This window comes from Rhodovulum sp. BSW8 (assembly GCF_003314725.1).
GTDB lineage: Bacteria > Pseudomonadota > Alphaproteobacteria > Rhodobacterales > Rhodobacteraceae > Rhodovulum > Rhodovulum visakhapatnamense.
Window position 1 is genome coordinate 167937 of sequence record NZ_QNVX01000014.1, and the last position, 20432, is coordinate 188368.

Annotated in this window: 22 protein-coding genes; 11 read left to right on the top strand and 11 right to left on the bottom strand. The window is 67.9% G+C overall.

From position 1 onward, the window contains the following. Positions 1 to 223: 223 nt before the first annotated feature. The 5 genes from DSD19_RS10370 to DSD19_RS10390 all read right to left on the bottom strand — a co-directional run bounded on the left by DSD19_RS10370 (position 224) and on the right by DSD19_RS10390 (position 5254). A complete protein-coding gene (locus DSD19_RS10370; protein WP_075784071.1) occupies positions 224 to 733 on the bottom strand; it encodes a CarD family transcriptional regulator in 510 nt (169 codons plus the stop codon). A 274-nt stretch (positions 734 to 1007) separates the two neighbouring features. Further along, positions 1008 to 1346: a ferredoxin FdxA gene (gene fdxA, locus DSD19_RS10375; protein ID WP_075784070.1), complete on the bottom strand. Its 339-nt coding sequence runs from the start codon at positions 1344 to 1346 to the stop codon at positions 1008 to 1010. Positions 1347 to 1397: 51 nt separating this feature from the next. Then, entirely contained in the window at positions 1398 to 1775 is a 378-nt protein-coding gene (locus DSD19_RS10380; protein ID WP_075784069.1) for an RNA-binding S4 domain-containing protein, read from the bottom strand. A 6-nt stretch (positions 1776 to 1781) separates the two neighbouring features. After that, the gene (locus DSD19_RS10385) at positions 1782 to 4724 is read right to left on the bottom strand and encodes a helicase-related protein (RefSeq protein ID WP_113669531.1); all 2943 of its coding nucleotides are present in this window, start codon (positions 4722 to 4724) and stop codon (positions 1782 to 1784) included. A gap of 23 nt (positions 4725 to 4747) precedes the next feature. Continuing rightward, positions 4748 to 5254: a tetratricopeptide repeat protein gene (locus DSD19_RS10390; protein WP_243627881.1), complete on the bottom strand. Its 507-nt coding sequence runs from the start codon at positions 5252 to 5254 to the stop codon at positions 4748 to 4750. 126 nt (positions 5255 to 5380) lie between these two features. Here DSD19_RS10390 and DSD19_RS10395 point away from each other — a divergent pair, with 126 nt between their 5' ends. Together DSD19_RS10395 and DSD19_RS10400 are read left to right on the top strand one after the other, a co-directional pair. After that, positions 5381 to 5668, top strand: coding sequence for an SCP2 sterol-binding domain-containing protein (locus DSD19_RS10395; protein WP_075784067.1), 288 nt, complete (start codon positions 5381 to 5383; stop codon positions 5666 to 5668). A gap of 5 nt (positions 5669 to 5673) precedes the next feature. Continuing rightward, positions 5674 to 6612: an alpha/beta fold hydrolase gene (locus tag DSD19_RS10400; RefSeq protein ID WP_113669532.1), complete on the top strand. Its 939-nt coding sequence runs from the start codon at positions 5674 to 5676 to the stop codon at positions 6610 to 6612. Between the two features lie 30 nt (positions 6613 to 6642). On the opposite strand, the gene DSD19_RS10405 is transcribed toward DSD19_RS10400, so the two are convergent. Further along, complete coding sequence (locus tag DSD19_RS10405) at positions 6643 to 6870, bottom strand: DUF1150 family protein (RefSeq protein ID WP_113669533.1); 228 nt, start codon at positions 6868 to 6870, stop codon at positions 6643 to 6645. Positions 6871 to 6881: 11 nt separating this feature from the next. Next, entirely contained in the window at positions 6882 to 7295 is a 414-nt protein-coding gene (locus DSD19_RS10410; protein ID WP_075784064.1) for an Hsp20 family protein, read from the bottom strand. Positions 7296 to 7451: 156 nt separating this feature from the next. Here DSD19_RS10410 and DSD19_RS10415 point away from each other — a divergent pair, with 156 nt between their 5' ends. The 3 genes from DSD19_RS10415 (at position 7452) to DSD19_RS10425 (ending at position 9307) form a co-directional block, all read left to right on the top strand. Beyond that, a complete protein-coding gene (locus DSD19_RS10415; RefSeq protein WP_075784063.1) occupies positions 7452 to 7670 on the top strand; it encodes a YdcH family protein in 219 nt (72 codons plus the stop codon). Between the two features lie 64 nt (positions 7671 to 7734). Next, positions 7735 to 8223, top strand: a complete 489-nt coding sequence (gene purE, locus DSD19_RS10420) for a 5-(carboxyamino)imidazole ribonucleotide mutase (protein WP_113669534.1) — start codon at positions 7735 to 7737, stop codon at positions 8221 to 8223. Beyond that, positions 8216 to 9307 carry a 5-(carboxyamino)imidazole ribonucleotide synthase gene (locus DSD19_RS10425; protein ID WP_113669535.1) on the top strand — a complete coding sequence of 364 codons (1092 nt, stop codon included), beginning with the start codon at positions 8216 to 8218 and terminating at the stop codon, positions 9305 to 9307. The genes purE and DSD19_RS10425 overlap by 8 nt, the downstream gene beginning before the upstream one ends. A gap of 12 nt (positions 9308 to 9319) precedes the next feature. On the opposite strand, the gene DSD19_RS10430 is transcribed toward DSD19_RS10425, so the two are convergent. Together DSD19_RS10430 and DSD19_RS10435 are read right to left on the bottom strand one after the other, a co-directional pair. Continuing rightward, a complete protein-coding gene (locus DSD19_RS10430; RefSeq protein WP_075784060.1) occupies positions 9320 to 9676 on the bottom strand; it encodes a hypothetical protein in 357 nt (118 codons plus the stop codon). Further along, a complete protein-coding gene (locus DSD19_RS10435) occupies positions 9676 to 10002 on the bottom strand; it encodes a YqjD family protein (RefSeq protein WP_075784059.1) in 327 nt (108 codons plus the stop codon). The genes DSD19_RS10430 and DSD19_RS10435 overlap by 1 nt, the downstream gene beginning before the upstream one ends. Positions 10003 to 10179: 177 nt before the next feature. Between DSD19_RS10435 and DSD19_RS10440 the strand changes: the two genes are divergently transcribed. Then, positions 10180 to 10350, top strand: coding sequence for a DUF1328 domain-containing protein (locus DSD19_RS10440; RefSeq protein WP_075784058.1), 171 nt, complete (start codon positions 10180 to 10182; stop codon positions 10348 to 10350). Positions 10351 to 10492: 142 nt separating this feature from the next. On the opposite strand, the gene DSD19_RS10445 is transcribed toward DSD19_RS10440, so the two are convergent. After that, positions 10493 to 11311, bottom strand: a complete 819-nt coding sequence (locus tag DSD19_RS10445; RefSeq protein WP_075784057.1) for a response regulator — start codon at positions 11309 to 11311, stop codon at positions 10493 to 10495. Between the two features lie 120 nt (positions 11312 to 11431). On the opposite strand from DSD19_RS10445, the gene DSD19_RS10450 reads away from it, so the two are divergent. The 4 genes from DSD19_RS10450 to DSD19_RS10465 all read left to right on the top strand — a co-directional run bounded on the left by DSD19_RS10450 (position 11432) and on the right by DSD19_RS10465 (position 14162). Beyond that, the gene (locus DSD19_RS10450; RefSeq protein WP_337248276.1) at positions 11432 to 11578 is read left to right on the top strand and encodes a NepR family anti-sigma factor; all 147 of its coding nucleotides are present in this window, start codon (positions 11432 to 11434) and stop codon (positions 11576 to 11578) included. 47 nt (positions 11579 to 11625) lie between these two features. Beyond that, the gene (locus DSD19_RS10455) at positions 11626 to 12129 is read left to right on the top strand and encodes an RNA polymerase sigma factor (protein WP_237399920.1); all 504 of its coding nucleotides are present in this window, start codon (positions 11626 to 11628) and stop codon (positions 12127 to 12129) included. Then, a complete protein-coding gene (locus tag DSD19_RS10460) occupies positions 12126 to 13955 on the top strand; it encodes a histidine kinase dimerization/phosphoacceptor domain -containing protein (RefSeq protein ID WP_113669536.1) in 1830 nt (609 codons plus the stop codon). Before DSD19_RS10455 ends, DSD19_RS10460 begins: the two co-directional genes overlap by 4 nt. 66 nt (positions 13956 to 14021) lie before the next feature. Next, positions 14022 to 14162: an entericidin A/B family lipoprotein gene (locus tag DSD19_RS10465; protein ID WP_075784054.1), complete on the top strand. Its 141-nt coding sequence runs from the start codon at positions 14022 to 14024 to the stop codon at positions 14160 to 14162. 65 nt (positions 14163 to 14227) lie between these two features. Here the strand turns inward: DSD19_RS10465 and DSD19_RS10470 are convergent, their stop codons facing one another. Continuing rightward, a complete protein-coding gene (locus DSD19_RS10470) occupies positions 14228 to 14845 on the bottom strand; it encodes an exopolysaccharide biosynthesis protein (protein ID WP_113669537.1) in 618 nt (205 codons plus the stop codon). 771 nt (positions 14846 to 15616) lie between these two features. On the opposite strand from DSD19_RS10470, the gene DSD19_RS10475 reads away from it, so the two are divergent. After that, entirely contained in the window at positions 15617 to 20398 is a 4782-nt protein-coding gene (locus DSD19_RS10475) for a PAS domain-containing protein (RefSeq protein ID WP_165828103.1), read from the top strand. Positions 20399 to 20432: the final 34 nt, after the last annotated feature.

Genomic DNA, 20432 nt, shown 5'->3' on the forward strand with positions numbered 1-20432 from the left:
CCTGTCATGGTCCCGATTTGAAACGGAAAGCCCGGTTCCGGGAAACGGGCGTGACGTGGGGTCAGGCCCCGCGGATCGCCCGGGTCGCGCGCCGTTCGAATGTGCGCAAGCCACGGAAAAGACGGCCGTGGAAGAGAAAAGGATGCCCCCAAAACCGGAAGGCACCGGCCGGGATGCGGCCGATGCCTTCGGATAGGGTGTTGTCCTGAGGGGCGCGGCGGCGTCAGGCCGCGCGCGACACCAGAACCTCGTCGACCTGCTTCTGCGCGCCGACCTCGTCCATCCCGGACACGGCCGCGACTTCGCGGGTCAGCCGCTCCAGCGCGGCTTCGTACAGCTGGCGTTCGGAATAGCTCTGCTCGCGCTGGTCGTCGGCGCGGTGCAGGTCGCGCACGACCTCGGCGATCGAGATCAGGTCGCCCGAATTGATCTTCTGTTCGTATTCCTGGGCGCGGCGCGACCACATGGCCCGCTTGACCTTGGCCTTGCCTTTCAGCGTTGCCATTGCCTTCGACACGACATCGGGCGTCGAGAGCGAGCGCATGCCCACCTCGGTCGCCTTGTTGGTCGGCACGCGCAGGGTCATCTTGTCCTTCTCGAAAGAGATGACGAAAAGTTCGAGCGGGATGCCGGCGATTTCCTGCTCCTCGATCGACACGATCTTGCCCACGCCATGGGCGGGATAGACCACGTAATCGTTGGGGCGGAACTCGGATTTCTTGGTCTTGGTCATACAGCACTTCCTCGCATGGACCGCAGGGGCAGCGACAAGAAAACGTCCGGATCAAGCGATGCCCGGCTTATCCATTTCCCTTGGCGCTGAAAAACCACCCCGCAGAAGGCGGATTCTGCGTGTGGTTTGAAGATTCGGTCAGCCATTTGTAAAGGAAGCATAACACAAAAAATGCCCCACGGAAAGCGGCATGCTGGTTCCGTTGGGGCAAGCGCATGAATGTGCGGGCAATTTCCTGCCCAAGCCGTGAGCGGCAGAGGTTAACGGCGCTCCGTCAACCGCCGACCCCGGGCGTTTCCGAGAAGTACTTGGCCCGCTTGCCTTCTTCGCCGTCGCGCTCTTCCGCTTCGGGCAGCGGATCCTTGCGCGTGATGATGCAGGGCCAGACCTCGGCATATTTCCGGTTGAATTCGACCCATTCGTCCATATCGGGCTCGGTGTCGGGCCGGATCGCGTCGGCCGGGCATTCGGGTTCGCACACGCCGCAGTCGATGCACTCGTCGGGATGGATCACCAGCATGTTCTCGCCCTCGTAGAAGCAATCCACGGGGCAGACCTCGACACAGTCGGTATACTTGCAGGCAATGCAGTTGTCGGTGACGACGTAAGTCATGGGCGAACTCTCGATTTTCCGATCTGGGTGGACCTAAACCACGACTGCCGATCATTCAAGCGGCGGTTTGCGGGTTCGGTCAAGGTCGCGGCGCTGTTTCTTCGTCGGACGGCCTCCACCTTCGTATTTAGGGCTTGCAGGCGGCGTTTCCTTGATCGGGGTCAAGTCCTCGTAGAGGGTGCGCGCCTCGGTCGCGGGGCCGCGGCGGTCGCCCAGCGCCAGAACCCGGACCACGCGGATCTCGTGGCCCTGGGGAAAGGTCAGCGTGTCGCCGGGGCCGATCTGCGCCGCGGGCTTGTCGGTCTTGGTGCCGTTCACGCGCACATGGGCGCCGGCCACCAGTTTGGTGGCCAGCGTGCGCGTCTTGAAGAAGCGGGCCTGCCAGAGCCACTTGTCCAGACGGAGGGTCGGACGCGGGGCCTCGGTCACGCGGGGCTACTTCTTGGTCTTCAGCCCCATCAGCGCGGCGGCGAAGGGGTTGTCGGGGTCGATGGGCTTTTCCTTGCGGGGCGGGCGGGCCTCGAAGGTCTTGGGCCCGTCATGGCGCGGGCCGCCCTTGCCGCCCGGCTTGCCACCGCCGCCGCCATGCTTGCCGCCCTTGCCGCCATGCTTGCCGCCGCCCTTGCCGCCACGGCCGCGCGGGCCGTCGCCCTGCCCGCGGTCTTGTCCCCGGTCCTGACCGCCCTGCGCGCCATCGCCGCGCGGACGGCCGCCGCCTTGCCGCCGCCGGGGCGGCGCCCAGGTGAAGGTGTAGAACACCTCCATCTCGGCGTCTTCCGGGGGCTCTGCGGGCGCGGCCTCGGATTCGGCAGCCGGTTCAGCGCCGGTTTCGGGCGCAGTCTCTTCCGCAGTCTCTTCCGCAGTCTCGGGTGCAGTTTCGGGCGCGACCTCGGCAGCGGGCGCCTCGGGCGTCGCGTCGACGGCTTGATCCGCCGCCTGCTCGGCGGTTGCATCCGGGGCCGGGGCCTCGGCTTCGGGCGCCTCTGCTGCGAGGGCCGCCTTGACCTTGGGCCGCTCGCCCCTTTCGGCGCGGTAGCCGAGGCCCTGCATCAGATCGGCGAACTGTTCCAGCGTGGTGCCGGTGATCGACAGCATGTCTGCCTTGGCCTCGAAGCCGCCCCGGGTGTCTTCCGACCGAAGCTGATCGGCCAGCCGTTCCAGCATGTCGATCCGGATCGCGCGGGTTCCGGCCGGGCGATAGCCCGCCAGCCGGTAGACCTCTTCGGTCACGCCGGGCACGACCGGGATCGTCACCAGCCCGGGCGGCGGGCTTTCGGGGAATTCGTCCAGATTGCGCGCCAGCGACCACAGCACCAGCCGCAGACGGGTGGGCGCGGGCTTCAGCAAGAGCGGCATGAAGATCGTGAACTGGCCGAAGCGGATCCCGTGCTTGCGCAGGGCCGCGCGGGCCTCCTGGTCCAGATCCTTGACCTCCTGGGCGACGCCGTCGCGCGACAGCAGGCCCATCGCCTCGACCACGCGGAAGGCAAAGCCGCGCGTCAGCCCGGTCAGCGTCTCGTCGCGCTGCAGGTTCAGCAGCGGCTCGAACAGGGTCGCGACCCGGCGGTCGATGAAATGCTGCAGCCGCCGGCGGACCTTTTCGATCACGTCGGGCCCGGCCTCCTCGTCGACGAAGGCGTCGATGCCCGGCTTCAGCGGATCGGCACCCGCCACCAGCTTGCCCACCGCATGCGCGCCCCACATCAGCCCGCCCTGCTCGGTGAAATCGAGCTCGGTATCGGGCGCGTTGTAGAAACGGTCGGCGCGCAGGTGGAATTCGGGAGCCAGCGCCACCAGCGCCGCCTGGCGCAGGGTCTTGGCTTCATCGGGGCTGGCGGACGCATCCTGGCGGAAGCGGAAGCCCTCCAGACGGCCGACGAATTGCCCCTCGACCGTCACCTCACCCTTGTCGTTCACCTCGGCCACAAGGCTCTCCTTCTGTTTCAACCGGCGGAGCAGAACGGAGGTCCGCCGGTCTACGAATCTTTGCGTCAATGCGCCGTGCAGCGCGTCCGACAGGCGGTCCTCTACCGCGCGCGTCTGTTCGCGCCAATGCGGTTCGTCGGCGACCCACCCCGTGCGCTGGGCGACATACGTCCAGGTGCGGATATAGGCCAGACGTTTCGACAACGTGTCAATGTCGCCATCTGTCCGGTCGATGCGCTTGACCTGTCGCGCCATCCAGTCGTCCGGGACCCGGCCCGCCCCATGCAGGAAGCCGAAGATCCGTTCCAGCAGACCGGCATGTTCGGCGGCCGAAATCCCCCGGAAATCCGGTATCCGGCAGACATCCCAAAGAAGTTTCACGTCCCGCGAATCGCGGATCCGGGCGCGAAGATCGGGCAGCCCCGAGAGCGATTTCAGGGCCTGCAGGTCGTCGGATTCGCGTACCCGCGTCAGCCAGTCGCCCTGTGCGTGTGTCTCCAGCGCGGCAATCAGCCGCTCCGGTGTTCCGAAGTCCAGCCTGGAATTGCGCCACTGCAGCCGGGCGACGGGGTCGAAGCGGTTCTCGACGATGGCCTCGGCCACCTCGTCGGGCAGCGGCCGCGCCTCGCCGGTGACGCCGAAGCTGCCGGCCTGGGTATGTCGCCCGGCGCGGCCCGCGATTTGTGCCAGCTCGTTCGGCCAGAGCGGCCGCATCCGGCGGCCGTCGAACTTGTCGAGCGCCGAGAAGGCCACATGCTTGATGTCGAGGTTGAGCCCCATGCCGATGGCATCGGTCGCGACCAGATAATCGACATCGCCGTTCTGATAAAGCTCGACCTGCGCGTTGCGGGTCCGGGGCGAAAGCGCGCCCATCACCACCGCGCAGCCCCCCTTCTGGCGCCGTATCAGCTCGGCGATGGCATAGACGTTCTCGACCGAAAAGCCGACGATGGCCGAGCGGGGCGGCATCCGGCTGATCTTCCTGGACCCGGCATAGACCAGTTCGGAGAACCGCTCGCGCCGCATGAACTGGACCTTCGGCACCATCGCGGCGATGGCGTTGCGCATGGTGTCGGCGCCCAGAAACAGCGTCTCGTGCTGGCCGCGGGCATGCAGCAGCCGGTCGGTGAAGACATGGCCGCGTTCGGGATCGGCACAAAGCTGGATCTCGTCGATGGCCAGGAAATCGGCGCCGGTCGCCTCGGGCATCGCCTCGACCGTCGCCACCCAGTACTGGGTGCGGTCGGGAACGATCCGTTCCTCGCCGGTGACAAGCGCCACCACCGACGGTCCCCGCAGCGCGACGATCCGGTCATAGACCTCGCGCGCCAGCAGGCGCAGCGGCAGGCCGATCACACCGGTACGGTGGGCCAGCATCCGCTCGATCGCGTAATGGGTCTTGCCGGTATTGGTGGGCCCGAGGACCGCGGTGATCCTCGACTGCGCTGTCATCCTTCAGCCCCTTCGCCCGTCGTTCAGAGGGTCCGGCCGGAGGTGACGACCTCGAGCCGGTGCACGGCCTCTTCTAGGTCAGGATCGTGGGGATGTATAGCATGGGCGGCGCGATAGGCGCCTAGCGCCGCAGTGTCGTGCCCGGTCTCTTCGAGGATGGTGCCAAGCCCGGTCAGTGCGCCGAAATGGCGGGGGTTCAGCTCCAGCGTCTGGGCCAGGTCGGACAGAGCGGGTCCGTAAAGCCCCGACCGGTAGTAGGCCAGCGCCCGGGAATTGTAGGCTTCGGCGAAATCGGGCGCATGATCGACGAGCGCGGTCAGATGCTCGATCGCGGTGCCGAAGGCCTCGGCCTCGATGGCGTCGCGCCCGCGCTTCAGCAGAAGGTCCATCGAGGCCGAGCCCGATTTCGACCATTCGGTCCAAAGCGCGTCCTCGACCCGCTGCCAGTTCGGCAGATCGGGCCGCTGCAACTCTTCCAGAAGATCGTCGGCCCGGGCGGAATCGGCAAGCCCCCGCTCAGCCAAGAACACGGACGCGGAAAATACCGCCAAGGCAAGATTGAGAATGCGCAGCGTTTTGGCCATAACGTCCTTTAGAATAGCGCAACAGGCGGACAAAGGCGACATGCCCCGCATTCACAAATCGGAGGATCCCGAATGAGCGACACGCTGGACAAGGCCGTCGAGGCCCTGAACGCCAAATTGTCGGGCGGCTTCAATGGCGTTGCCAAGTTCGCCATCGAGGATACCGGCGACATCATCGTCGATTCCGACGGCGCCCATGCGGGCGATGCCGAGGCCGACGTCACGCTGTCTGCCAGTCTCGAGACGTTCCGGGCGATGATGGAGGGCGATCTGAACCCGACCACGGCCTTCATGACCGGCAAGCTCAAGATCGAGGGCGACATGGGCAAGGCGATGCAGCTGGCCCAGATCTTCACCTGATCGCAATGGACGAGGCGCCGCTTTACGCGGACGTGGCCCACGGCCCCGAAGGCGGCCGAGCCTATTGGCTGCGGACCGAGGACGGGGTGCGGATACGGATCGGTGTCTGGGGGCGCGAGGCGCCCGCGGGCACCGTTCTGCTGTTTTCCGGGCGCACCGAATATGCCGAGAAATACGGCGCCGCGGCGGCCGCGCTTCAGGCCCGCGGCTTTGCCACGCTGGCCATCGACTGGCGCGGGCAGGGGCTGGCCGACCGGACGCTTGCAAACCGCTCGCTGGGCCATGTCGCGCGGTTCGCCGATTTCCAGGCCGATGTGCGGGCGGTGCGCAAGGCCGCCGAGGCGCTGGGTCTGCCCCGGCCCTATCACATGCTGGCCCATTCGATGGGCGGCGCCATCGGATTGCGCGCGCTGATCGAGGGGCTCGACGTGGCGACCGCGGTCTTTTCCGCGCCGATGTGGGGCATCCGCATCAGCGCCGCGATCGCGCCCCTGGCCTGGGCGCTGACCGGGCTTGCGCCCCGGCTGGGGTTCGGGCCGGTCCGGGTGCCCGGCACCGGGGGCACGACCTATGTGCTGGCCACGCCCTTCGAGACGAACGATCTGACCGGCGACCGCGAGATGTACGAGATCCTGCGCCGACAGCTGACCGCGCATCCCGATCTTTCCATCGCGGGGCCGACGCTGAGCTGGCTGGGCGAGGCGCTGTCCGAGGCGGCCTGGCTGGCGCGGCAGCGCTCTCCGGCGGTGCCGGCCCTGACCTTCCTTGGCGGGCGCGAGCGGATCGTCGATCCGCTGGCGATTCGGCGGCGCATGGCCGACTGGCCGGGCGGACGGCTCGAGGTCATCGAGGACGGGCGCCACGAGATGATGATGGAACCTCCCGCGATCCGCGACCGGCTGTTCGATCTGGCAGCGGCGCATTTCCGCGCCCAGTCCGGCTGAGCGCGGCGGCCCCCGGGGGCCGCGGCGGCGTCAGTGCACGTTGACCGGCGCCAGGTCGTTCTGGCGTGCAAGCTGAAAGGCGAGCTTGCGGTCCCGCACCAGCGCGAGGCGGCCGCCATTGACGTCGTGGACGGCGTAAAGCTCGTCCAGCCCCAGGGCCTGACGCTGCACCTCTTCGGGCAGGTCGGCGACCTTGACCGGCCGCACATAGACGATGCGCTCGCCGCCTTCGGGCAGAAGATCGTATTTCTCGTTCATGACCGTTTACCTCACGCTCTGGAAATCCGGATCGTCTGGACAACGCTGTCCGGCACCGCCCGGTTCAGATCGACATGCAGAAGACCGTTTTCCATGGTCGCCCCCGTCACCTCGACCCCGTCGGCCAGCACGAAGCTGCGCTGAAACTGCCGGGACGCGATGCCGCGATGCAGGAAGACGCGTTCGGCGCAGTCCTCGACCTGACGGCCGCGGATCACCAGTTGCCGGTCTTCGACGGTGATCGCGATATCCTCGTCGCGAAAACCGGCCACGGCAAGCGTGATCCGGTAACCCGTTTCGGAGGTCTGTTCGATGTTGAAGGGCGGGTAGCCTTCGTTTCCGGATTTGGCGGTCCGCTCGACAAGGCGTTCGAGCTGCTCGAACCCCAGAAGGAAAGGATACGAGCCGAGGGTGAGTTTCGTCATTGGTCAAGTCCTTGAACAAGCGACCTGGAAGTTCCGGGACCCCGCGTCCGCGGCGGTCCGACCCAGGATATGGGAACCGGGGCGGCTTCCCGCAAGGGCATTAAATCGCTATGTTAACACTTCAAGGAACCGCATCGACTCAGCCCCGGGAACCAGATGAACATCGCCAGCGAGATGAATTCGGACGAGGTCTTGCGCGTCAAACTGGAGGTCCTGCGGCGCGAGCACCGGGATCTCGACGACGCGATTCACGCGCTTCAGGAGAAGGGGACCGGCGACAGCCTGACCCTAAAGCGGCTGAAAAAGCAGAAGCTGGCCCTGAAGGACCGCATCGCGCTGATCGAGGATCAGCTGACGCCCGACATCATCGCCTAGCCGCATTGCGTCGCCGTCCGGCGCGGCTATAGTGCCCGCTCGCAAGACGAGGGGGCCGAACCGCATGGGCGACGTGAAAGTGGGCATCATCATGGGCAGCCAGTCGGACTGGTCCACGATGAAAGAGGCAGCCGACATCCTGGACGCGCTGGAGGTGCCCTACGAGGCCCGCATCGTCTCGGCCCACCGGACGCCCGACCGGCTCTGGACCTATGGCAAGACGGCGGTCGAGCGGGGCTTGCGGGTCATCGTCGCGGGCGCGGGCGGGGCGGCGCATCTGCCGGGCATGATGGCCTCGAAGACGCGGGTGCCGGTGATCGGCGTGCCGGTCCAGACCCGGGCGCTGTCGGGCGTCGACAGTCTTTATTCCATCCTGCAGATGCCCAAGGGCTTTCCGGTCGCGACCATGGCCATCGGCGCGGCGGGGGCCGCCAATGCCGGGCTGATGGCCGCGGGTATCCTCGCACTGAACGATCCGGCGCTGGCCGAGCGGCTCGACCGCTGGCGCGCCGATCTGTCGGCCTCGATCCCCGAGGTTCCGGCCGATGAGTGAGCCCCGCGCCGACGCCCTTGCCCCCGGCGCCACCATCGGCATTCTCGGCGGCGGCCAGCTTGGCCGGATGCTGTCGGTCGCGGCCTCTCGGCTGGGGTTTCGCTGTCATGTCTTCGAACCCGCGCCCGAGCCGCCCGCCGGTCATGTCGCGGCCCATGTGACGACCGCGCCCTACGAGGATACCGGGGCGCTGGCGCGGTTCGCCGCCTCGGTCGATGTCGTCACCTACGAATTCGAGAACATCCCGACCGCCGCGCTGGACGCGATCGAGGCCGTGGTGCCGATCCGCCCGGGCCGGAAAGCGCTGGCGGTCAGCCAGGACCGGCTGGTCGAGAAATCCTTCCTGAACGGGCTGGGGCTGGCGACCGCGCCCTTCGCCGCGGTCGATGACGAGGTCGATCTGGCCGAGGCGCTGGACGAGATCGGCGTGCCCGGCATCCTGAAGACCCGCCGCTTCGGCTATGACGGCAAGGGGCAGGCCCGCATCATGGCGCCCGAGGACGGACCGGCGGCGCTGGCCGAACTGGCGGGCGCCCCCGCGATCTTCGAGGGGTTCGTGGAGTTTTCGTCCGAGATCTCGGTGATCGCGGCGCGGGGCGCCTCGGGCGAGGTCGCCTGTTTCGACCCGGGCGCCAACGTGCATCGCGACGGCATCCTGCGCACGACGACCGTACCCGCGCCGCTGACCGTGGCGCAGCGGACCGATGCGGTGCTGCTGGCGGGGCGCATCCTGAACGCGCTCGATTATGTGGGGGTAATGGGGGTCGAGCTTTTCGTGACGAAAGCCGGTCTGATCGTCAACGAGATCGCGCCCCGGGTGCATAATTCCGGCCACTGGACCCAGAACGGCTGTGTCATCGACCAGTTTGAACAGCATATCCGCGCCGTTGCGGGCTGGCCGCTGGGCGACGGGGCGCGCCATTCCGACATCGTGATGGAGAACCTGATCGGCGACGACATGGACCGCCTGCCCGATCTGGCCGCCGATCCCAAGGTCGCGCTGCATCTTTACGGCAAGACCGAAACCCGCGCGGGCCGCAAGATGGGCCATGCCAATCGCTGGGTCGGCCCGGCCGCGTCCTGAACGCAGCCGGGCTTAGTGCCGCGCATCGCCGTTGGGCGCACGCGCGGCGCGGCCGGCTTCCAGCCCGGCGGCAAAGCCTTCCGCCATGTGCACGAAGGGCGTGTAAGGATCGGCCGGGGCCGCGGGTCGCGCAGGCGGGCTCCGGCGCAGGCTCAGGCCCCAGAAGATCAGCCCCACCCCCAGATAGGCCGCGCCGATCACGGTGGCGGCGAAGACCGCTCCGTGACCGGCGCTAAGCACAAGCCAGGCCGCCCCTGTCAGGAAAGCGGCGCCGACGCCCGCGCAGAGGCTGCCCGCGGTGCCGAGCGCCAGCCGGTGCGAAAAGGCGCGCGCCCGGCGTTCGGCCTCGTCGAGAGGCAGCGAGAACATCAGCGGCGGCCCGTCATCAGCCCGACGAGAAAGCCCAGGCCCACCGCAATGCCCATCGCGGCGGCGGGCTGGCGGCGGACCGCATCGGCCGCCTGTTCGCCAAGCTCGGCGCCGCGGGACTGCATGCCCGCAACCGTTGCCTCGCCGCGTTCGCGGATCTCGGCGGCGCGGCGCTGGACCGAATCGCGCATGTCGTTCTTCTTCGCCTCGCTCAGATCCCCCAGCGTGCGGGCGATCTGGGCGATGTCGCCCTTCAGCGCCTCGATCTGGACCTCGAGATCCTGAACGCTGGCGCTGCCGTTCCGTGCCTGAGCCGATTGTGCCATGACGGCCTCCTTTCGGTTGCTTGGTATCGCATACGCGGAGGAAACGCCGCCGTGCCGGACAGGGTTCCGCCCGCTCGCGGCGCGATCACGCTTGCGAGAGACCCCCTGTACAGGCCGGGAACCACTCGGCCCCGGCGACGTTGGGTCAGCACAACCGGACATGAAAGGAGCCTTGAAATGCTGTATTGGGCACTCGTTTTTCTTGTCGTCGCCCTGATCGCCGCCGCCTTCGGGTTCGGGGGCATCGCATCGGCCTCGGCCGGGATCGCACAGATCCTGTTCTTCGTCTTCCTCGTTCTCTTCGTCATCGCGCTGGTCGCGCGGGCGCTGCGGGGCCGCATGCCCTAAGATGAAGACGAAGAAGACTGCACGCCGTCCGCAGGCCCGCGCGGGCGGCACGTCAGACAAAGACCCCGTCGGAGATCCCGGCGGGGTCGATTGTTTCAGGACCGTCGCAGCGGATGCACCCGGTGCTCCGCCGCGAGGTCGGTCAGGCGCCGAGCGTTTCGGTGCTCGAGAAGAACATCGCCTGGCTGACGGCCGACCGCACCTGATCCTCGGTATAGGGTTTCGAGATCAGGAAGGCGGGTTCCGGCCTCTCGCCGGTCAGCAGCCGTTCGGGGAAGGCGGTGATGAACACCACCGGCCGGTCGCCCAGCTCGGCGAGGATGTCGTTCACCGCGTCGATACCCGAGGATTTGTCGGCCAGCTGGATGTCGGCGAGGATCAGGTCCGGCGGCGTCTGTTTCGCCAGATCGACCGCGCCGCGCCGGGTGCGTCCGATGCCGGTCACCTCGTGGCCCAGGCCTTTGACGATGGCCGAGATGTCGATGGCGATGATTGCCTCGTCCTCGATGACCAGCACGCGTCCGGCGATGCTGCGGGCCATCTCGTCCCGCGCGATGGCGATCAGGCTGGCAGCCTCGTCGCCCGGAAGACCCATCACGGCGCCCACCTCGTCATAGGTGAAGCCCTCGATGGAATGCAGCAACAACGCCTCGCGAGTATTGCGCGTCAGGGACGCCAGCCGCGATTGCGCCCGCGCCTCGATGCCCGAGACAGGTTCGGGCTCGCCGATCCGTCCGCCAGACGACGACCAGATGCCGTAGAACGCCTTGAACAGGGCGACCTTCGGCGGCAGGCCCTGTTCGAAGATCCCGCGATCTGCAAGGATCGCCTCGAGCGTCGCGATCGCATAGGCGTCGCCGCTGGTCTGGCTGCCGGTCAGCGCCCGCGCGTAGCGTCTGAGATAGGGAAGTTCCGCCCCGATCACCCGGGAAAGATCTTCAGAGGGATTTGGATGCGTCATGCGCGACCTCGAAAAAACTGTTGTTCATGGGAACCGAACGTCGCGACGGCGCGTTTGGTTCCGCAGTCTGAAAGTTAGGGCGGGCCGACCGGAATGGCAAAGAAGGACCGTAGGGGTCATATGCAAGAGCAGATCGACGAAAACTTGCGGCGCGTCTATGCGCAAGCCGTCGAGGAACAGGTCCCCGACCGGTTTCTCAAGCTGCTGGAACAGCTGCGCGGCGATGGCGAAGACGTGGCCAAGGCAAATAACGGTGACACTAAGTGAGTGCGGTGTCGGATCCCAGGGAAGAACTGGTGACCCACCTCCCGGCGATGCGGGCCTTCGCGCTCAGCCTGACCCGCAACGCCGCCACGGCCGATGACCTGGTGCAGGACGCCATCGTCAAGGCCTGGGCCAATTTCGACAAGTTCGAGGTCGGTACCAACCTGCGGGCCTGGCTGTTCACCATCCTGCGCAACACCTATTATTCGATGCACCGAAAGCGACGCCGCGAGGTCGAGGACCCGGATGGCGCGCTGGCCGCGCATCTGTCGGAAAAGCCGCATCATGACGGCCGTCTGGCGATGGAGGACTTCAAGGTCGCCTTCGCCAAGCTGACCGACGAACAGCGCGAGGCGCTGATCCTGGTGGGGGCCGAGGGCTTTTCCTACGAGGAGGCGGCGGCCACCTGCGGCTGCGCCGTCGGCACCATCAAGAGCCGGGTGAACCGGGCGCGGGTGCGGCTGGCCGAGCTGATGCATCTGAACGATACCGACGATCTGTCGATGACCGATCCGGTGACCCTGGCGGGTCTGTCGTCCAAGCGGCTCGCATGACCGAAAATCTCAAGGCGCGGATCTCTGCGCGTCGCCTGACCAAGAGCTTGGCGCTCTGGCTGATCGGCGCCCTGACGGTCGCCATGCTGCCGCTGGGGCTGATCTCTGTCTCTCAGACCTCGAATGTTCTGCACGAGACCGAGCGGCTGTCCGGGGTGGCACTGATGGACCGGACCCAGCGCGCCGCCTCGCGGACCCAGGCGCTGATCCAGGAAGCGTTCGGCGCCGCCCGCACCGTGGCGGCGGCGAATGTGCTGTTCGAGGGAGGGGGGGTCTCCTGCGACTCGGTGCTGGCGCGTCTGGTCAAGGACAGCCCGACCTACCTGTTCGCGGGCTTCGTCGATACCGAGGGCCAGATCACCTGTTCCTCGACCGGCGAGCGGCGGCGGATTCTCGACGAATCCTATTTCCTGAACCTGCTGCGCGATCCGCAGCCGCGCGTCGACACCCGGCTGAGCGTGGCGCTGCGGGGCGCGCGGGTGGTCCGTGTCAGCGTGCCGGTCTACGAGGCCTCCGAACTGCGTGGCTTTGTGGTGATCTCGATCCCCTATGCGGCGGCCTATTACACGCTGGACGATGGCGGGGCCGAGGTCGATCTGCTGGTCTTCGACCGCGAGGGCGAGTTTCTGACCGCCGAAGCGGCCAAGCGGGAGGACGGCACTGACGTCGGGCGGCTGGAGGACAGCGCGACGCCCGAGTCCTTCGAAGAGGTTCTGCCGCGCGACAGCACGCTCGACCGGCTTGCGGCCGAGGGGCGGCAGTCGTTCCGCGGCACGAACCGGCTGGGAGAGATCCGCGATTTCGCCGTGGTTCCGGTGATCGACGACCGTATCTTCGTGATGGGCAGCTGGGCGCCCGGGCGCAACAGCCTGGCGCCGACGGCGGGCCGGACCATGGCCCTGTATTTCCCGATCCTGATGTGGGGGGCGGGAATCGTGGTGGCCTATTTCGCGGTCCACCGGCTGGTGATCCGGCATATCAAGCGGCTGCAAGGCTGGATGCGGCTTTACGCCAGCGGCCATACGGACTTCGCCCATGCCCGGCTCGATCATGCCCCGCACGAGCTTGAGGTGGTGGCCGAAGCCTTCCGCAGCATGACACGGCGTCTTGCGGAACAGGACCGGGCGCTGGAAGAGGACCTGGCCGAGAAGACGATCCTGCTGAAGGAGGTCCATCACCGGGTCAAGAACAACCTCCAGCTCATCACCTCGATCATGAACATGCAGATCCGCAATGCCCACAGCGCCGAGGCGCGGCGGTTGCTGAAACGGGTGCAGGACCGGGTGATGGCGCTGGCCGCGATCCACCGCTATCTCTACATGGCGCGCAAGCTGTCGATGGTCCGCGCCGACCGTCTGCTTGACGACATCATCCGCCAGCTGGTCGTGGTGGGCGATATCGACGGCACCGACAAAAGCGTCAAGATCGCCACCCAGTTCAGCCCGGTCGAGGTCAATCCCGACCAGTCGGTGCCGCTGTCGCTGCTGGCGACCGAGGCCGCGATCAACGCCGTCAAGTATTGTCGGCCGCCGCCCTCGGGCGGGCCCGCCTGGATCACCATGGCATTGCAGACGCTTGACGATGGCAGGGTGTGCCTGAGCGTGGTCAATTCCCGCAACGAGGACCCCGAACCGAAGGCCGAGCCCGGCGATCCGGAAAGCTCGGGCATGGGGCGGCAGCTGATATCGTCCTTCGCGACGCAGCTCGATGCCGAATTCGAGGCTCATTCCGACCCCGACCGCTATGAGTTGCATCTGACTTTCCGGCCGCTGCCGGCCTCGGCCGAGGAAGAGGAGGAGCCCGAGACCGAAGAAGCGGCAGAATAAGCCGATCGCAGGGAACCCGAACGGGATGAGAGGCGTTAGCATTCCGTAATTGAAACAGGAGGTTCCATGACCCGTATCGTTGTTTTCTGCCTGTCCGCGGCTGCGCTTCTCGGGGTTGCTGCCTGCGAAACCGTCGAGGGCGCAGGCCAGGATATCGAGAAGGCCGGCGGCGCGATTTCGCAAGAGGCGCGCGAGGCTCAGAACTGATTGGCGAAAGGCGGGCTTCGGCCCGCCTTTTCGTTTTCCGCCCGGTCTCGAAACGGATCGGCGTTTCAGCCCAGAACACCCGCGATCACGGCCCCTGCCGCGACGAAGGGTGCGAGGCCGATCAGCGCCAGCAGGCCGTCGCGCGCCAGCATGGCCACCGACAGGGTCACCACCGCCGCCCCCAGCAGCGACGAGCTGAACGGCACCAGTTCCAGAAACGGCATCGACAGTCCCGCCAGAAGGCACAGCGCCTGCAGCATCTTGACCAGCGGCGGCGTCACCAGAAACCGCAGCCGCGGCCGCGCCGCCCATTCCAGCCAGCGCGCCGGGCGGCGCAGCCAGTCGACGGCGTTGCGGGTCCGTTCGGCCCGGATCTCGCGCCGCATCAGCCAGCCCGGCGCCCAGAGATGGCGTTTGCCGATCAGCATCTGCCCGGCGACCAGCGCGATTGCCAGACCGCAGAGGCTGGAAAACCCCGGGATCCCGCTCAGCGGCGACACCACTGCCAGCGCGGGCGCCATCATCAGCGGCAGGAACGACACCGACCCCAGCGCCTCGAACAGCCCGCGGACCGTCACCCGGTCGCCCTGCGCGGTCTGCTCGACCGCATCGAGGATCGTCGAGACCGGCGCCTCGCGCAGCGCTTTGAGCCCGTCATGGGTGTAGTCTTCGGTTCGGGCCATGGGCACCTCCCGGCTTGTCGTTGCGCTTGACGGGCCGCGAGTCGCACCGGGCCCGGTCTCACAACGCCGTGGCGCCGGTTTCGTTCGCCGCAGCGGATCTGGCGCCAAGAGGGCGGCATGATGTTCTTTTTCTGTTCCAGACCATAGATCACCGGTCTTTGAGCGAAAGTCTTGATATTGAACAGAGATCGACACCGGCACGACACCGTTCCGCTTAACGGCACATTTAGGCGTCGACGCCAGAGTCGCACGACTGGATTACGCAAGGGAAAGCACCGGAGTCACGCCGTTGGAGAGTGCCATGCCAAGCTCCGTTCCGGTTGGCCGATCGCCGCGCTGCGCGGCACCGGACCCCTGCGCGCCGGCCCGGTCCGGCCTGGTGCCTCGGACCGCGCCGAAAGGGGGCGACGCGGGGCGAACGCCCGGTCCGGCTTGTCCAAGGATCGCCTCGACCTTTGCAGCCGCTTTGCCGGGGCATCGGCCCGCCGCTTCCAGCCTCGTCCCCCGGGGCCGGGTTGGTCCGCGCGATCGGCGCGCGGCCTGCGGGGGGCACAACCTCCCCTGCGCGGGCCTCTCCGCCGAAGCGGCGGACCGGGGCCCCGGGAAGCCCGTCATGCTGGCCGATCCCGTCGGTCTCGGGCCTCGGGCCGCGGGTCTCGATTTCACCGCCGACGGGACCGCGCGCGGTGCGCAAGCGGGTGACTTCGCCCGGCCCGGCCCCGTCCGGCCGCGCCGGTGGCAGGCCGCATGAGCAAGGAGCGCGATCCCCGCATGACCTTGCGCCGCGCCGGTGCCCCGGTGGGGCCGGCGGCGCTCCGTGCCCGGCTGGCCGATTTGCTGGCGGCGCTGGCCGTACCCGCCTGGGCCACCGGGTCCGATGGAAAGGTTCTGGCGGCGAATGCTGCCGCCGCGACGCTGCTTGAGCGTGCATCGGCGGACTGGGCCGGGCTGGGCGACGGCGCGCTGCTGCCTGAGCGCTGCGCCCGGCGCCTGCAGGGCGCGCGCGCCACGCTTTTGCACGGGGCGCGCGCCCGGGTCCGCTATCGGGGCGGGTTCCTGACCGGGACCGGGCGCCACCGGCTGCTCGACTGTTCGCTGACCCGGCTTGCGGGGATCGCCGGTGCCGTACTGGTTCAGGCCGAACCGGTCGGGCTTTGCGGCGCCAGTGCCGATCCGCGGGCCGCCGAGACGTGCCAGGGCGAGATCGGGTCCGGCGTCGAGGCTGCCGCCTGGCTTCCGCCAGGCATGTCGCGTCACCATGAGGTTTTGCAGCGCGCGGCCGAGGCGGCGGGCTTTGCGCAATGGTATCTCGATCCCGCCCGGCGCCGGATCTGGGTCGCGGACGGGGTCCCGGCGCTGTTGGGCTTTGCGCCGGGCGAGGTTGCCCTCGACTCGTCGTGGCTGCGGGCGCGGCTGCATCCCGAGGACCGCCCGGCAATGCGCGCGGTGGCGGCGCAACTGATCCGGGGCGGCAGCGAAAGCATGCGCATCGACTGCCGCCTGCGCCATCGCGATGGCAGCTATCTCTGGGTCGAGGCGACCGCCCGCCGGATCGTCGCCACGCCGGGACGGCGGACGATCCTGTGCGGCAGCCTGTCGGATGTGACCCATTTCAAGGACCACGAGGCCAGGCTTCAGCAGGCCCTCTTCGACGCGCGCCGCGCCCGCACCGAGGCCGCCAAGACCGAAGGCCTGATGCGGATCGCGACCGAGGGGGCGGGGTTCGGGCACTGGACATTCGATCCGGCCACCGGGACCTACTGGCTCAGCGATGCCTGTTTCCGGTCGCTGGGGTATCGGCCGGGCAGCATCGACACCAGCCGGATCGGGTTCCGCGAGGTGATCCACCCCGACGATGCGGGGGCCGCGCGCGCCGCGCTCGAGGCACTTCTGGCGGGGGAAAGCGAGCTTCTGCACATCGATTCACGGTTGCGCACCGCCGATGGCAGCTGGCGCTGGCACGAAACGACCGCCCGGCTGGTGCCGCTGGCCGAGGTCGGCCTGCCGCCGCTGGTCTGCGGCATCAGCCGGGACATCACCGCCCGCAAGACCCATGAACAGGATCTGGCCCGCGCACTCGAGGCCGCGCGGCGGGCCCGCGACGAGGCCGAGGCGGCGCGCGGCAAGCTTCATCTTCAGGCCACGATCCTCAGGGTTTCCACCGAATACAGCAATGTCGTCCCCTGGCATGCGATCCCCGCGCTGGGCCTGGTGCGGGCCGATGCGCATCTGGCGGCGATGCTGGGCTATCCGCCGGGACACCGGATCGGGTCGGCCGAATTTCGCGACATGATCCATCCCGACGACGCGCGCGAGGCGCTGGGCCTCGTCGACGCGCTTTACCGCCGCGAGACCGAGGCGATCTCGGCCGAGTTCCGGGTGCGCCGCGGCGATGACGGCTGGTGCTGGGTCGCGTCCAAGGCGCGCTGGCTGGACGGCGCGGGGTCCGGCCTGCCCGACATGGTCTGCGGCACCCTGACCGAGATCACGGCAAGCAAGGCCAACGAGGCGCGGCTGGCCGAGGCGCTTGCTGCCGCCGAGATCGCCCGGAAGGAGGCCCGGGCCAGCGAACAGATGCTGCGCACCGCCGCGATCTGCGGCAACATGGGCGCCTGGTCGATCTGCGCCGAGCGCGGCGAGGCCTGGATGACCGCCGAGGGCTTCCGGCAACTGGGCTACGAGCCGGGCGATTTCGTGCCCGACGACGCGGGCTGGCGCGACCTGATCCATCCCGACGACCTTCCGGCGACCGCCACCGCGATGGACGCGGTGATCCGGGGCGAGGCCGAGGTTTACGATTACGATCACCGCATCCGCCACAAGGACGGGTCCTATCACTGGTACCGGACGGTCGCGCGGCTGATCGACCGCCGGGCCGAGGGGCTGCCGCCGCTGCTGGCGGGGGCCCATACCTGCACCGACCGCCAGAAACAGAACGAGGCCCGGCTTTCCGAGGCGCTGGCAGAGGCCGAGGCCGCGCGGGCCGAATCGCAGACCCGCGAAGAGATGCTGCGCACCTCGGCGCTGTGCAGCGGCATCGCCCATTGGGTCGTCTGCCCCGACACCGGCGAAGGCTGGATACCGGAAGGCACCTATGGGCTTCTGGGCTACGCGCCCGACGCCTTCCCGCCCGAAAACCGCTGCTGGCGCGGTCTGATCCATCCCGAAGACAGCGACTCGGCCGTCGCGGGGATGCGCGACCTGCTGGACTACCGCGCGGATGGCTATACCCACGAACACCGGCTGCAACATGCCGATGGCAGTTATCACTGGTACCGGACGGTGGCACGCCGGGTCGACCGCAGCGCGACCGACCAGCCCGACCTGATCGCCGGAGCGCTCGTCAGCATCGACCACGTCAAGGAGAACGAACGTCGCCTCGCCGAGGCCGCCGAAGCCGCGCGTCTGGCGGGGGAACGGCTGAACACTCTTGCCGACAACGCGCCGGGCGCGCTTTTCGTCTTTCGCGTGACGCCTGCCGGGCAATTCGACCTGCCCTATTTCAGCGCCAAGCTGCCCGCGCTGATGGGCCTCACCCGGGCCGAGATCGAGGCCGATTCAGAGGCGCTTCTCAGACGGGTCGATCCCGATCATATCCAGGACCTGCGCCTGGCGATCTCGAAGTCGCGGCGCGGGCTGACCCCGTTCGAGATGCGGTTGCGGGTCAGGATGCCCGAGGGCGACTTCCGGTGGGTACTGGTCGCGTCGCTGCCGTTCCGTCGCGAGGGCGGGGTCGTTGTCTGGTTCGGCAACGTCTTCGACATCACCGAAAAACTGGCCGTCGAGCGCCGCGCCGCCGAGGCTGCGGAAGAGGTGCGCCGGGCCCACGAACGGCTTCGCTCGGTGGCCCTGATCGCCCCGGTCGGACTCTATGAATTCCGTCGCAAGCCCGATGGCAGCAGCGACTTTCCCTATACCAGCCCGCAATTCGAAGACATCATGGGCCTGACCCGGGCCGAGATCGAGGCGCGGGACCGCAACGTCATGAAGCGGGTCGATCCGGTGGATCTGCAGCGGGTGGCCGACAGCACCGATGCAAGCGCCCGCGATCTCAGCCTCTGGAGCGAGCGGTTCCGGATCCGTCACCCCGAACGCGGGCAGGTCTGGCTGTCGGGGGCCGCGGCCCCCCGCCGCCAGGACGACGGCACCATTGTCTGGGCCGGGGCGCTGCATGACGTCACCGCCGATGTGCGGCGCGAGGCGGAACTGCGCCAGGCGCATCAGCTGGCCGAGACGATGCGGGCCGAAAACGAACGCCAGGCGCTGCATGACGGGCTGACCGGGTTGCCGAACCGCCGCTACTACGACCAGGTCCTCGCCGACCGCATCGAGGCGGCGCGCACCGGGGACGGGCCCCGCGATGCGGTGCTGATCCGGGTCGATCTGGATCATTTCAAATACGTCAATGACACGCTGGGCCACGAGGCGGGCGACCGGGTGCTGATCCGGGTCGCCGAAGAGCTGCGCGGGGCCCTGCGCGCCGCCGATTTCGCGGCGCGCATCGGCGGCGACGAATTCTCGATCCTGCTCGGGCCGGGCATGAGCGCCGAAAACGCCCGCGAGGTGGTCGAACGGGTGCAGGTCGCGCTGGCCCGCCCGTTGACCTATGAGGGGCGGCTTTGCCGGTTCGGCGCCAGCTTCGGCATTGCCCATACCGAAGACATCGACGCGATGGGGGCCGAGCTGCAGCTGTTCGCCGATGCCGCACTTTACCGCGCCAAGGAGGGCGGGCGGAACCGGATGGAGTTCTTCACCGCCGACCTGCACCGGAACATCCTCAACGACCGCGAGATCGGCGCCGAATTGCACGAGGCGCTGGAGCGCGACGAATTCGTGCCCTTCTTCCAGCCGCAAGTCTCGGCCGAGGACGGGCATCTGGTGGGGGCCGAGACGTTGTTGCGCTGGCGCCATCCCGAAAAGGGCTTGCTGGCACCCGATGCCTTCATGCATGTGGCCGAACAGCTGCGGATCGTGGCCGAGATCGACCGGATCATGATGCAGAAGGCGCGCGGCGCGCTGGAACGCTGGCGGGCGCAGGGGCTGGTGTTGCCCAAGATCAGCTTCAATGTCAGTTCGGGCCGGATGCACGACCCGGATGTGGTGTCGCTGGCGCGCTCGATGGTCGGCAGCGGCACCAAGGTGACCTTCGAGCTTTTGGAATCGATCCTTGTCGAGGAGGAAAGCGACGCGTTCCGCTTCCACCTCGCCCAGATCCGCGAGGCCGGGATCGACATCGAGATCGACGATTTCGGGTCGGGTCATGCCTCGATCATCGGATTGATGGAGATCGCGCCTCAGGCGCTGAAGGTGGATCGGCGGATCGTGCGTCCGGTGGCCACCGACATGCGCGCGCGCAATCTGGTGCGCGCCATCATCGAAATCGCCGAGACGCTGGGCATCGCCACCGTGGTCGAAGGCGTCGAAACGGCCGAACAGGCCACAGTCCTGCGCGGCATCGGCTGCAACATCTTCCAGGGATATCTTTTCGCCAAGCCTCTGTCCGAGGACGATTTTCTTGCCTACGCTCTGGCGCATCCGGAAAAGCGGGCCTGACGATCGGCCAGGTCCGCACGCGCCCGGGCCATTG